This window comes from Chthoniobacterales bacterium, assembly GCA_039930045.1.
Classification (GTDB): Bacteria; Verrucomicrobiota; Verrucomicrobiia; order Chthoniobacterales; family DASVRZ01; genus DASVRZ01.
In genome coordinates, this window is the sequence record JBDSQB010000017.1 from 150,874 (window position 1) to 164,418 (window position 13,545).

Below are 13,545 nucleotides of genomic sequence, written 5' to 3' on the forward strand. Positions count from 1 at the left end.
TATGACACCCGCCTTCGATCCGTCGCTCGCCGCCGAAATCCAGAAAACCGGCATCATCGCCGTGCTCATTGTTGACCGCGAAGACGACGCGGTGCCGCTCGCCCGCGCGCTCCTCGACGGTGGCGTGAATGTGATGGAACTCACCTTGCGAACACCCGCTGCGCTCGGAGCCTTGAAACGCATTCGCGCGGAAGTCCCCGAAATGATCGCTGGCGTCGGCACGATTCTGACGCTCGATCAACTCGCGCAAACGGTCGCTTCCGGGGCTGCGTTCGGCGTCGCACCTGGAGTGAATCCACGCATTCTCGCCGCCGCGCGAGAGGCCGGACTATCGTTCGCGCCGGGCGTTTGCACGCCGACTGATATGGAACTCGCCATCGAAAACGGCTGCGAGTTGCTGAAGTTTTTCCCTGCTGAACCGATGGGCGGTCTTGCCTATTTAAAAGCAGCCGCCGCGCCTTACCTGCATCTCGGCGTGAAATTTGTCCCGCTCGGCGGCATCAACGGCAAAAACATGGCCTCCTATTTGTCCGACCCGCTCATCTCCGCGCTAGGCGGAAGCTGGCTCGCGCCGCGCGATCTCATCAATGCCCAGGATTGGAAAGGCATAACCGCTCTCGCTCATGCTGCCGTTACAGAGATACAGAGCGTTCGCGGTCCGAAATAGCTCTTCGAGTGGAATAGAATTCTAACTCGCAACGACGACGGCCAGGCATTATTTGTGAGTCATGCTCTCCTCATTTACCCATAAAGTCGTCGCCAGTTTTCTGGTCGGATTCCTCTGCTTCAACACCAACGCTTTTGCCCTGAGCAAGATCGCACTCACCGTGCGGTCGATTCCCATTCAGCAAAAAAAAGCCGATCCCAAGGATAAAAAGAAAGATCCCGCCGACACCGACGAAAGAAAACTGGAGGCCACACTAAAAAACACCTCCTCTGAAGCCGTCACCGGTCTGCAGGTTCACTATTATTTCATCGGCAAAAGCGCGGGCGCGAACGATCTGAAAGTGCTGGATTCGGACACCAAAACCCAAGACGTGGCCCCCGGCACACCGGTCGTTATTGAGTCGAAAGTCGCCACCGCCACCTTCACCCCGGCTCACCGGACCCTGCCGAAAAAAGGCTCCAAAGACAAACCAGAAAACGTCCACGCCGCCGGAGATAAATTCACCGGCTGGGCCGTCCAAGTCATTTCCGGGGCAGACCTCGTCGCAGAAGCGTATTCAAGTCCGGCGATGAAAGCCGTCGTGCCTGCACCCACCCCATAGTTATCCAGGTCCCAGCGGACGCTTTCCCCCCCCATCTGATCCAACTTATGAAAACCACCGTCACATTTGGCGAAGTCATGCTTCGTCTCGCCACTCCAGATCACCTGCGTTTCGCCCAAGCCAACGTTCTTGAAAAAACCTTCGGCGGCGGTGAGGCAAACGTCGCGGTGTCCCTCGCGAACTACGGCTTGCCCGCGCGCTTCATTACGCGCCTGCCGAAAAATGAACTGGGTCAGGACGCAATCAACGGCCTGCGCGGCTTGGGCGTCGATACCACCAAGATCGTTCGCGCCGGCGAGCGCATTGGCATTTATTTCCTCGAAAGCGGCGCCGCCCAGAGGGGTTCCAACGTCCTCTATGATCGCGCCAACAGTGCCATCTCCGAGATTAAAACGGGCGAGGTCAACTGGAGCGAAGTCTTTGCCGACGCGGGCTGGTTTCATTTCACCGGCATCACGCCTGCGCTCTCCGACAGCGCCGCCGCTGTCTGCCTCGAAGCCGCGCAAGCCGCCAAAGCCGCGGGCGTCCTAGTCAGTTGCGATCTGAATTTCCGCAAAAAACTCTGGTCCTCGCAGAAAGCCAACGACGTCATGAGCGGCCTCATGCCTTACGTCGATTATTGCATCGCCAACGAAGAGGACGCCGAGAAAGTCTTCGGCATCAAAGCTGGCGAAACTGAGGTGACTTCCGGTTCATTGGAGCACGACCGCTATGTAGACGTGGCCCGACAGCTCACCGATAAGTTTGGCTTCAAAGGCGTTGCGATTACACTCCGGGAAAGCTTTTCCGCCTCGCGCAACGGCTGGTCCGCGCTCTTTTACACCGATGGCCAGGACTATTTCAGCCGGCGCTACGAAATCGAAATCGTGGACCGCGTTGGCGGCGGCGACAGCTTTGCCGGCGGCCTCATTTACGCCCTGCTCAATGGAAAATCCCCTGCCGACACGATCAATTTCGCCGTCGCAGCCAGCGCCCTGAAACACACCGTCAGCGGCGACTACAATTTGGTGACCCTCAAAGAAGTCGAAGCCCTCGTGGGCGGCGACGGCTCCGGTCGCGTGCAGCGGTAAAATAGTCATACTGCCCCCTGCGGGCTCTGCCTCGACTTCCGTCTTGGTTAATTGAACTGTCGCATTTGGCCGAGCAGGCTAAATAACGACTAACGCGACTAAAAAATAGCCACTTACTTTCTTGAGTGGCTAAATGTTGCCGTTTCTGGGCGGCATGTGAACGATTAAATCAACTGATCTTCAAAGCGTTCGCGCCACTTTCCGTGTCTGGAACAGTTTGGCACATGCGCTGCTAAGGTTGCAGCAGATCGAGCGCGCACATCCAAACGTTGCCATTCGTCACTTTCACAAAGTCCATCATCACCGTTCTGTTTCATCATGTCCCAAAACCTTGCCAGCCTCAATCTAACCACAGCAGACAACGCCGCTCTCGATGCCCACCTTGCGGGCATCGAGTCTATTCTCGCGGGGTGCCTCGTCAGCCTCACTCCGCAGCAGCGGCAGAGCCTAATCAAGATGGGACCGAAAAGTCGCACCTTCTGCGAGCAAGCTGTCCCCGGCATTGCCGCTAATGCCGCCAGCATGACGCCCGATTTCGACATCCCCGCGCTCCAGCAGGACCTCGCCGACTTTGGAGCGCTCGACGCCTTTTACACCCGCTACCTCACGCTCGGGGAAAAACTTGACGACACCCTCAAGGCGCTTTCCAGCGACGTAATGACCAACACCATCATCGGCGTCACCTTCCTAAAAGCGCTCAACAAGCTCAAACCCTCTCTCGACGCCCTGCTCAAGGCTCTCGGCAGCGTCCGCCGCGCCAAACCGAAGGCCAAACCCGTCACTCCATGATGCTTTCCACGCTTCGCCTAAAACTTACCACCCCAACACCTGAACGCCCTGCCGCCTTCGCAGGTGAGTTCCATAGCCTTCCCACGAACGCTCAGAAGCACATGATTCTAGTGCCTACCACCCTTCGCTTCAACGCTCGACACCTTTTGCCCAACGCACACCACCACACCATGCAACGCACCAAACCATTCCCCGCAACGTCCAAGACCATTCGCGCGAATGCCTCCAGCCATTCTGCAAACGTACCTAGAATTCAGGCAAACGCTTCTGGGCATTCGCGAGGATGGAGGGCGACGTTCCTAAACAATGGTATTTGGGGGATTTCGGAGAAAAGCCGCTTAACGTGGTGCGTAGGGCTGATCGCGTATGGAGTGGGGCTGGTGTTCTGCCCTTCGTCACAGGCAGCTACCAACACGCTTAAGCCCGGCACCAATTTAAGCTGGGGTGTTTCAGGAAATTGGAGCCTCGGCACCACCCCTGCTGCCACCGATGCTCTTTTACTCGACGGGAGTTCTGCGACCACATCCGGTCTTGCCTCCTCACCGAGCGTTCAGACGCTCAGCTTTAATACTGGATCCAATGCGATCACAATAAATTCGACCACCACCACCGCTACTGGCGGTCGAACCTTAACGCTGAATGGAGGAACGAATGCGCTCGGCAATACTGATCTTCTCGACCTTAGCAGCACGACAAACGGCTCGGTAACAATAGGAGGAACGACTTCGACGGGGCTAATTACGATCGCCTTTGGCGTCAGTGGTAGTATTAATGTTGAGAATGCAAATGCTACGCTGACCCTTGGTTCCCAATCTATTGTTTCCGGGAGCAGCAAGTCGCTGACGAAATCGGGAGCGGGGACCTTGATCCTCGGAGGGGCCAACACGTATTCCGGTGGAACATTCCTCAGCGCTGGCGGACTAAATATTAGCGGATCAGGAACTTTGGGTAGCACTTCTGGAACCTTGAATGTTTCTGGCGGCACACTCAATTTGGGAACGACAACCCAGACGACCGGGGCTGCGACCATCTCCGGCGGCACAATCCAAAACGGCACGCTGACAAGCACCTCTTATACAGCGACCAACGCGGGGAGTGCCACTGTTAGTGCTATTCTCGCCGGAAGCGGAAGCTTATCCATGAGTGGAGCCGGGACATTAACACTGAGCGGGGCAAATACTTACGTGGGCGGCACAATTCTAAGTAGCGGCACGCTGGGGCTAGGCAGCAGCAGCGTGGGAACGGTGACATCAGGCCCGATCGGCACTGGAACCCTCACCCTCACCGGAGGCACGCTACAAGCCAGCGGGGGAGATCGTTCCATTTCCAATTCCGTTGCAATTAACAGCAGCGCGGGGGCAACGGTATCTGGTTCGAATAATCTTACATTTTCGGGAGCGTTTACTGTCACGAGCAATAGCTCCTCCCTAACAAATAGCTTGAACGCGGGGAAGGGCCTGACGTTGTCCGGAGATGTGTTCCTATCGAACTCAAGCGGCACCGGTCGCTCTCTGACTATCGATGGTAATGGTGAAACGAACATCAGCGGGGTCATCGCGAACTTCAATGGTTCGGGGGCAAGCGGCAACGTGATCAAAAGTGGCGCAGGAACGCTGATGCTTTCTAATCAAGCCAATACCTACACAGGCACTACCACGATCAGTGGAGGTATTTTGAGCGTCACAAGATTGGCAGACGCGGGTTCGACCAGCAGCATCGGAAACCGTGGCGACGCTGGGGCGACGGGGCTAGTAATTGACAGTGGGACGCTTAAATTCATCGGCACAACCGGAAACGGTAGCACCAATCGACGTTTCACAGTTGGTGTCGGCGGCGCAACGATTGACGCTTCTTCCTCCGACAATACTGCACTTGTCTTCACAAACACCGGCGCGCTGGGAGCGTCTGGGACGGGCGACCGCACGCTAACGCTGCAAGGCAGCACATCGGCCGCCGCGCAAAATTCTATTTCGAGCGTGATTGCAGATCCTAGCGGCGGCAAAACCGCCGTGACTAAGTCCGGTTCGAATACATGGGTCCTGAGCGGCAGTAATACTTACACCGGCGTGACGACCGTGAATCAAGGCACCCTCTTACTTGGCAAAAACAACACGCTTCAAACTGGCACTAGCGATTCCACCCGCACAGCGGTAGCCCTCGCAGGGGGAAACTTGTCAACGGGCGGTTTTTCGCAAGGTTCTACTGGTACTCCCACAACTTTGGGAGCACTCACTCTTTCTGGTAATTCTTCCATCACCTTGGGTAGCATCGCTGGAATCGAAACGCTGGCTTTCAGCGACTTGGCAACCGATCTGTCAACATTCACTGGGGTGCTGACCATTTACAATTGGGAAGGCACTCGTGGATCTGCCAGTGGTGGAGACAACATTTTCTTCGCCAATCTAGCTGGAGCGAATACCACCGACACATTCACCAATATTCAATTCAACATTGGTGGGACTCTTTACGGATCGAGGTTCACAACTGTTACGAACGGATTCGAGTTGTATGCCGATACGATCGCCGTTCCCGAGCCTTCAACATGGATCGGCGGCGGGGTAATTTTTGGACTCGCCGCGTGGAGCCAGCGCAAGCGATTTGCCCGGCAAGAAGCCTGAGTTTTATCCTACGGCATTCCAAAGGACGTCCAGTCGGACGTTTTCTGACTGCGTTCAATTCTATTTACAGTCATAAATAGGCAGAAAGGCGTAGCATAAGACACTGTTTTTCGTGCCGCTCATGCCTAAAAATTCCACAGATTCCTACCACACGGACCTGGCCACTTTGCAGCATCTGGCGGACACCATGCCGCAGATTGTCTGGATTAGTCGGCCCGACGGGTATCACGAGTATTACAACAAGCAGTGGTGGGATTTTACCGGGATGACGTGGGACGAAGCGCGCGGCGACGGGTGGAATCTTTTGTTGCACCCGGAGGATCGCGACCGGGCGATTGAACGCTGGCAGCATTCCCTGAAAACCGGCGAACCCTACGAGATCGAATACCGCTTTCTGCGTTCGCGCGATGGGGAGTATCGCTGGTTTCTCGGGCGCGCGATGCCTCAGAAGGACGCCGATGGGAAAATCATTCGCTGGTTTGGCACCTGCACCGAAATCCACGAGCAAAAACTGGTCGAGGAACAACTGCGCGCCGCCCGCGACGACATGGCTTCGGCCAACGAGCAGAAGGACCAGTTTCTCGCCCTGCTTTCGCACGAGCTGCGAACGCCATTGAACTCGATTCTCGGCTGGACGCGCCTCATGCAGGAGGGCCTGCTGGAGCCGGACGAACTCCCTGAGGCCATCGATTCGATCACAAACAACGCGAAGGCGCAGGCGCAGTTGATCGAGGACATCCTGGACATTAGCCGGATCATCAATGACAAACTCCGGCTCGAAAAACGCGTCCTGCAGCTCGCCGATGTCGTGAAAGCAGCGGCGGACGCCATTCGCCCCGTCGCCACCCAGGCCAAACTGCGCGTCGCCCACACCGTCGAGGCCACCGATTTACTCGTCGAAGCTGATCCCGGCCGACTCCAGCAAATCGTGGCCAATCTGCTCGCAAACGCGGTCAAATTCACGCCGCCGGGCGGTCGCATCGACTTGCGTCTCACCCGTGCGCAATCCTTTGCAAGCATCGAAGTGAGCGACACCGGACGCGGCATCGAGCCAGCGTTTCTGCCCTATATTTTCGACCGCTTCAAGCAGGCCGACAGCTCGAACACGCGGCAGGAAGGCGGCCTCGGCCTCGGTCTCGCCATTGTGCGCCACCTCGTAGAAATGCACGGCGGCATCATTCGCGCCGCCAGCGATGGACCGGGTAAAGGGTCCACTTTTACCGTGCTGCTGCCAGTGGTTGCGGTGGATTTGCGCTCCGCGAATAAAAGCCAGGAGGCGAATCAGGTTTTACCCGCCGCAGAAGCGTTAAAAAACCTGCAAATCCTCATCGTCGATGATGACGAGAGCGCCCGGGAAATGATCGCGCTCACGCTGCGGAAATTTGGTGCCCAAGTCGAGTGCGCCAGCAATGTTGCCGACGCGCTGGAATCGTTGGAAAAAGGCTTTCCGCAACTGCTCATCAGCGACATCGCCATGCCCGGCGCGGACGGCTATGAGCTGATCCGAGCCTTGCGAAAAATGGAGGCCGACCACGCGCGGCGGATTCCGGCGATTGCGCTCACTGCATTTGCCAGTGTGCAGGATCGCAGCCGGGCGATGGAACTCGGGTTTCATCTCCATCTGTCGAAACCGATCGAGCCACTCCAACTCATTCGCGCGGTGGCGGCGCTCGTGCCCAAAGGGGTTTGAATTTCCATCCATACGACGCTGCCCACCGTATCAGTGGCATGATTTCATGGATTCGACTTGCAGTGTTATCTCTGGCCTGTTTGGTGGTGGCGTGCGCGCCTTATGGATTGGCGAGGCCGAACGAAAAAATCGTCCGCAATGTCGAGTTCGCGACTCCGGGCGGTCAGTCGCTCCGGCTCGACATTTATCTCCCAAAATCCAACAAGCCGGTCCCCGTGGTCATGTGGATCTTTGGCGGCAGTTGGAAATTTGGGAGCAAGGGGTATCACGTCAATCTGCGTGACCTCACCCGCTCCGGCATCGCCGTGGCCTCGATCGATTACCGCCTCAGCGGCACCGCCGTTTACCCGGCCCAACTGGAGGATTGCAAGAGCGCGCTCGCCTGGCTGCGCGCCCATGGAGCGGAATACGGGATCGATCCGACACGCATCGGAGTCAGCGGCGAATCAGCCGGAGGCCATCTGGCGGCGCTGCTCGGAACCCTGGAAGGAAAATCGAAAATCAAAGCTGTCTGCGCGCTCTATCCGCCGACGAACTTGGTTTCTCTCGGCCGCAAATACAAGAACCCGGATCGCTGGAGCGACATCGAACGGCTGCTGGGCGGTCCGATTGAAACCAAACTCGCGCTGGCGAGAGAGGCGAGTCCGGTGAATCGGGTTTCAGCGGATGCGCCGCCGTTTTTGATCATTCACGGAGCGCAGGACACGCTAGTGCCGATAGGGCAAAGCCACGAATTGGACCGAGACTTGAGACGAGTTGGAGTCGAATCACGGATTATCGTGGTTCCAGACAAAGGACACTGGTTTCAGTTGGATGAAACTCAACTCAAAGCCGTGGCGGAGTTTTTCCAGCGCCATTTTGCTACGGAGGAGTAACGCCTCACGTGCTCCAGAAAACGCCCAGCTATTTCGGCAGCGTAGCGTCGGCTGGGATAGCCAGCAATTCGGCCTCGGTAAAGGAATCCGCATGAGCGGCGATCTCGGCACGAAGGGCTTTGATGCCAGCCTCGTTGACTTCGGGAGCCTTGTTGCCCCACTCCTGACGAATGTAAGTGAGGACATTAGCGATTTTTTTGTCGCTTAAAGACGCACCCCACGCAGGCATTTGGCCGTTGAAAGTGGCTCCTTTGACCTTTACCTGACCTTGCAATCCGTGGAGGAGAATCATGCCGAGGCGGCGTTCCGTGCCGAGCACGTATTCGCTGCCGGCGAGCGGCGGATATTGTCCAGCGACGCCCAAGCCCGAGGCTTGGTGACAGGACTGGCAGTTGCCCGTGAAGACAATTTTCCCTAACTCGACTGGCGTTTTTTCGACGGCGGCGACTTCGCCTGCCTTGCCTGCTTTTCCAGAAGTGAAATTGCCGGTCTCGTCATTGAAGACATCATTTTTAAAACCACCGGAAAATGCCCCGAGATAGCCGCCCGACCAGAAAAGCAACACGCAGAAGATGGAAGTCAGCCAGCCGGGAATGGCTTTATTGACGCCACCGTAGCCGGGCTCGTTTTTTTCACGGCCGACCGCGCCATGCAGACGCGCGATGTCGGAGGATTCGTCGTAATCCATTTTTCCACCCATTTCATTCTTCGGATATTTCTGAGGAATGAGGAATTCGGGGATCTTATTGGTAGGCTCGTTCATGGCTTTACTTGGCCTTGGCTGGGGCGGGAGCACCTTTCATTTCGGGCACGTCGTGATTTTTGTTCAGGGAAAGCAGGTAGCCAACGAGGGCCTCAGCTTCCGGTGTGGGAACGATTTCGTAGCCGTCCGCCGCCGTGTAAGGGGCGGGCAGGTCGAGGGCTTTGTCGGAACGCTGGCCCTTGATTTTCTTGGTGTCGAAGAGATAGGAGAACGACGGCATGTTCGACTTCGGCTGCACGATCCGTGGGTTGTAGAGATGGACGAAATGCCACTGGGTATTCTTTTTGCGAGCCTCGACGGAGCCGAGGTCCTCGGCTTTGGTGCCTGCGACATCACGCGCACCGATGCCGCTCAAATCGGGGCCAGCCCGCAGCGAGCCAAGGAAAACGGCGTCCTCGTAAAGGTAATCGCGAGCCACGCTTTGGCGGGTGCCCCAGTGCCGATCCACGTCGGCTCCCATGTAGGCGGCGCGCACTTGCTGGGTGTGGCAGCTCACGCATCCGTTGGCGGCGTAAACGGCGCGGCCTTGCTGGGCGAGCCCGGAGACGTTGTAGGGATAAGGTTCGTTGGTGTCCGCATCGACGACAGGGTCGAGTTTGGCCAGACTGGCGTAAGGGATTCCTATCTGGACGAGCCAGCCGAGGAAAAAGGCTCCGAAGATGCCGGGAAAGAAATATTTCATTTTAGTGAGCCTCCTCCGGGTGCAGCGGGGCGATGAGCGTGGGTTCGTCGCTGATCTGGCCGAGGCGCAGAATCATCAGCAAGAAATGCAGGGCAAAAATGAGGTGGCCGCCGAGCAGGAGCAAAGCGCCGATGATCGAGCCACGGAGCAACGGCAGGGTGGTTTGCATGACGGTGATGTTGTCGATCTGCGCGTTGCCCCAGTCTTTGCCTTGGAAAAGTCCGGCGATGGTCAGCGTGATAATGGTCAGACCGATACCGTAAGCCGTTCCCCAGAAATGGAATCGAATGAAGGTCGCGGAAACCCATTCGCGACCCACCAAACGCGGGACGATGAAGTAGATCGCGCCGAACATGATGAAGGTGAAAAACGCGTAAAGGACCAAGTGGCTCTGGGCGACGGTGACATACGTCAGACCTGCCTCCGAGGCGGCGGTGCGCAGCGACAGGATGATCGCAGTCAAAGAGGAAACCGTGTAAGCCATCGCGCCCACTACAGTGAACCGCAGGGTCGGGCTGTAGTGCATCATCTGATGTGCGCCGCCAGCCATCGTGAGATGATGATTCACCGCCACTGTCGCGACCGGGATGATGGTGAGAGCCGTGGCCACGATGTTCAAGGTGATCAGCCACGTCGGAATCGGGCCGCCGTTGTAGCGTTGCAGTCCGCCCCAGCCAGCGAGAAACGCGAAGGCCCAGAAGCCGAGGTTGGCCAAATAGTAGCTGTGAATCGGACGTCCCGTGACTTTGGGAATCAAGTAAAAGGCGGCTCCAAGTCCGATGGCGGTGAACCAGTAATGCGCGATGGCGCTGATGAACCAAGCGTTGTTAATCGCAATGATAACGCCGTGGACCCAAGGCATCGCGGCAAAAATGTTGGCGGCCAGCAGTGTCCAGGCCATCCAGATGAAGGCGGCGGTGATGTAGGCCTGAGTGATGAAACCCGTGCCCTCCAGGCGATTGTAGAAAAGGCCGACGATCCAGATGCCGATGATGGAAAATCCACCCAACATGGTGAGTTGCGACCAAATCGGGAGTTCCATGGATTCCAGCGAACGTCCGTAGCCGAGATGAATCGCCACGAGCCCGGCGAAGAGGCCGCCATTCCAGATCAGGGTTCCGATGACGACAGCAAGCGGAGAACCGAGTTTAACTCGGCAGAGGCGGACCATCAGCCAAAGCGAGACGCCCATTCCGGCGCAGGACGCCCAGCCGTAGGTAAACATGCTGGTCGCGATGGGACTCAGCCGACCGAAAGTGAGGAAGCTGTAATCGGAAAGAAAGTCGGGCGAGAGCAGTTTCCAAGTCAACACGAGATTGAGCACGCTCCAGGCGACGAGCCAGAGAATGCCGAAGGTGAAAAGGAGTGCGACCGGACCGGAGGCGGAGGCGTCGAGTTCCGCACGGGCGCGCATGTCGGCCTCGCTAACCTTCGGATAGGAGGTCAGAGTCGGGGTCAAATCGGGTTCGGCAAGAATGGAACTCATGGTTGTGCGGCGGGTGTTGCGGCTGGAACTGGAGCGGCAGGTGCGGCGGCAGCAGCAGGTGCAGGAGTCGTGGCGACAGGATAAGCTGAATGCGGCTGGATTTTGGCCAAATCCCTGGCGGTCAAGGTGATGGCGGCTTTCAGCGGGAGCTGGTAAATGCCCTTGGCTTTATCGACCACGCCATATTCGCCAATTTTTTTGGCGTTCTCGTCGTTCAGTTTTTTCAGGTTTTCGTAACGCTTAGTGGCGCGGGCGGGATCGTAAGTCGTTGTGCCGCGAGTCGCATAGAGGATCAAGGCCACGATGACCGCCGCCGAGGCGAAAGCGAACAAGACGCGGAACGCGGTCAGGACGCCAGGTTTGTGATCGGATAATTCAGAAGAGACCATGGTGACAGGATTAGTTGGTCAGTTTAAGGGATTCCACTAGTCGCGGGTCGCGAGCCGGGAAGAGGGAGCGTTTGCCGACTTCGTAGAGGAACGCGACGATGAGGAAGCTGCCGATGGTGATCGGGCAGATCAGATCGAGGATGTGCGGCGCAAATCCAGTCGTGTGAATGTTTGGCAGCACGATGATGTAAATATCGAGGAAGTGCATGCAGAGAATCCAGATGGCGATCCAACTGAGGACCGTCGGAATCTTTTTCACAAACCGGAAGAGCAGCATCAGGAACGGGATGAAAAAGTGCCCGACGACGAGAGTGATGTTGAGCGTATTCCAACTCTCGGTATTGCGGAGGAGGAAGTATTCAGTTTCCTCGGGGATGTTTGCATACCAGATGAGCATGTATTGCGAGAAGCCGATGTAGGCCCAAAAAATGGAGAACACGAGAAGGAATTTCCCCATGATGTGGTAATGCTCCATGTTCACGACTTGCAGGTAGCCCAGTTTGCGCAGCCCAGTGATCACGAGAATCAGGACCGCCATCGAGCTCAAAGCCGAGCCCGCGAAGATGTAAACGCCCCACATGGTCGAGTACCATTTGTAATTCAGAGCCATGATCCAATCGATGCCGGCAAAGGTGATGGAGAGGGCGAAAAACGGGAGGGCGCGATATGATTTCGTGCGCATTTTCAAGCTATGCTTGATGTCACCTGTGGCGTCCTGCGCTGCGGAATGGCTGCGGAAAGTGCGGGCGAAAAACGTAAAGAAAGCGAAGTAAAAAACCGAGCGAATCCAGAAGAGCGGGATTTTGACCCCGGCGATGACGGGATAGAAATACCAAGTCTTGCTCGCGAAGACCGGATCATGCTCCGGATTTACGTTGATCCATTCCCAAATCGTGGTGCGAAAAAGCACCAGCGGAATAAAGAAAATGGCCAGATAAGGCATCAAGGACGCTAGATTTTCCATCTGCCGACGCACTACGACCGACCAGGCGGCATCGGTGGCGTGATGGAGGATGACCCAAAAGAGCGATCCCGCCAGGATGGTGAAGAAAAAGAGGAAGCCAAAGAGCGCGGAAAAGGCAAACTGCTTGGCCAGCAGCACGTCGTGAGTCGCCCGGAACCCGTAAATCGCGGCAATAATCAGCCCCACGATTCCCACCACTGCGGCGGAAAAGCCGAGGCGGCTGGTGGTTTTGGAGTCAAATTGCTCCGCTTTCGGTAAGGTAATAGAATGGTCGCTCACTTGGCCTCCAATTTGGCTAGGACGTCGGCTGGGACGTCGGTTCTTGCAGCATTTTGCGCACGTTGCAGGGCGCGGACGTAAGCCACAATGGCCCAGCGATCCTCACGAGTGACCTTGTCGCCATAGGGCATCATGGTGTTTTTACCGTGTACAATCGTGTTGTAAATTTCACCATCGGCCATGTTGCGCAGACGGTCTTGATGATAACTCGGGACGCCGACCAACCCGTATTGGGTGGTGATGCCGTTGCCAGCACCCGTGGCTCCGTGGCAAACGGCGCAGTTGATCTGGAACCGCTGATGACCTCGATTCAGGAGCGCCTCATTCACAAGAAGAGGTATGCCGGTGCCCCAGTTGGCACCCATTTTACCGGTGTCGATGTATTCGTCACCCTGGCTGAATCCCTTGTAGAGACCAGGGCCGGTTTCCTGGCCGGGAGTGGGTTTGCGGGGTTCGTTATATCCGAACGGAACCGTGCCGGCGACCGGCGGGCGTTCGACGCGTCCATCGGCAAAGAACTCGCTCGTCTTCTGCGGCTTGTATTTAGCCTGACGATCCATGTCGGGGAAAATCTCCGTGGGCGGTTTGCGGGAGATGTCCCCACGGAAACCTGCGCCAGCGACCACGCCGATGCCGACCAGAAGTAGAATGAGAAAAAAGTAACGCATCGTC

At 56.9% G+C, this 13,545-nt stretch carries 13 protein-coding genes; 7 read left to right on the forward strand and 6 right to left on the reverse strand.

What is annotated here, in order from left to right:
* The first annotated feature begins 1 nt into the window (after window position 1).
* From eda to ABIT76_13895, 7 genes are all read left to right on the forward strand, one after another.
* Window positions 2–667 (forward strand): bifunctional 4-hydroxy-2-oxoglutarate aldolase/2-dehydro-3-deoxy-phosphogluconate aldolase, encoded by a 666-nt coding sequence (gene eda / locus ABIT76_13865; GenBank protein MEO7934236.1) that lies wholly within the window; start codon window positions 2–4, stop codon window positions 665–667.
* A 61-nt stretch (window positions 668–728) separates the two neighbouring features.
* Complete coding sequence (locus ABIT76_13870; GenBank protein MEO7934237.1) at window positions 729–1,268, forward strand: hypothetical protein; 540 nt, start codon at window positions 729–731, stop codon at window positions 1,266–1,268.
* A gap of 47 nt (window positions 1,269–1,315) precedes the next feature.
* Complete coding sequence (locus tag ABIT76_13875; protein MEO7934238.1) at window positions 1,316–2,338, forward strand: sugar kinase; 1,023 nt, start codon at window positions 1,316–1,318, stop codon at window positions 2,336–2,338.
* A 318-nt stretch (window positions 2,339–2,656) separates the two neighbouring features.
* Window positions 2,657–3,127, forward strand: a complete 471-nt coding sequence (locus ABIT76_13880; protein ID MEO7934239.1) for a hypothetical protein — start codon at window positions 2,657–2,659, stop codon at window positions 3,125–3,127.
* A 170-nt stretch (window positions 3,128–3,297) separates the two neighbouring features.
* Window positions 3,298–5,745 carry an autotransporter-associated beta strand repeat-containing protein gene (locus tag ABIT76_13885; GenBank protein MEO7934240.1) on the forward strand — a complete coding sequence of 816 codons (2,448 nt, stop codon included), beginning with the start codon at window positions 3,298–3,300 and terminating at the stop codon, window positions 5,743–5,745.
* A 121-nt stretch (window positions 5,746–5,866) separates the two neighbouring features.
* Entirely contained in the window at window positions 5,867–7,435 is a 1,569-nt protein-coding gene (locus ABIT76_13890; protein MEO7934241.1) for an ATP-binding protein, read from the forward strand.
* 38 nt (window positions 7,436–7,473) lie between these two features.
* The gene (locus tag ABIT76_13895) at window positions 7,474–8,310 is read left to right on the forward strand and encodes an alpha/beta hydrolase (protein ID MEO7934242.1); all 837 of its coding nucleotides are present in this window, start codon (window positions 7,474–7,476) and stop codon (window positions 8,308–8,310) included.
* A gap of 28 nt (window positions 8,311–8,338) precedes the next feature.
* Here the strand turns inward: ABIT76_13895 and ABIT76_13900 are convergent, their stop codons facing one another.
* From ABIT76_13900 to ABIT76_13925, 6 genes are read right to left on the reverse strand one after another with little or no spacing between them, the layout of a single operon-like run.
* Complete coding sequence (locus tag ABIT76_13900) at window positions 8,339–9,073, reverse strand: cytochrome c (GenBank protein MEO7934243.1); 735 nt, start codon at window positions 9,071–9,073, stop codon at window positions 8,339–8,341.
* 4 nt (window positions 9,074–9,077) lie between these two features.
* A complete protein-coding gene (locus ABIT76_13905) occupies window positions 9,078–9,755 on the reverse strand; it encodes a cbb3-type cytochrome c oxidase subunit II (protein ID MEO7934244.1) in 678 nt (225 codons plus the stop codon).
* Between the two features lies 1 nt (window position 9,756).
* Window positions 9,757–11,241, reverse strand: coding sequence for a cbb3-type cytochrome c oxidase subunit I (locus ABIT76_13910; GenBank protein MEO7934245.1), 1,485 nt, complete (start codon window positions 11,239–11,241; stop codon window positions 9,757–9,759).
* The gene (locus ABIT76_13915; protein ID MEO7934246.1) at window positions 11,238–11,630 is read right to left on the reverse strand and encodes a hypothetical protein; all 393 of its coding nucleotides are present in this window, start codon (window positions 11,628–11,630) and stop codon (window positions 11,238–11,240) included. The genes ABIT76_13910 and ABIT76_13915 overlap by 4 nt, the downstream gene beginning before the upstream one ends.
* Before the next feature lie 10 nt (window positions 11,631–11,640).
* Window positions 11,641–12,873, reverse strand: coding sequence for a hypothetical protein (locus ABIT76_13920; protein ID MEO7934247.1), 1,233 nt, complete (start codon window positions 12,871–12,873; stop codon window positions 11,641–11,643).
* Entirely contained in the window at window positions 12,870–13,541 is a 672-nt protein-coding gene (locus tag ABIT76_13925; protein ID MEO7934248.1) for a cytochrome c, read from the reverse strand. The genes ABIT76_13920 and ABIT76_13925 overlap by 4 nt, the downstream gene beginning before the upstream one ends.
* Window positions 13,542–13,545 lie beyond the last annotated feature (4 nt).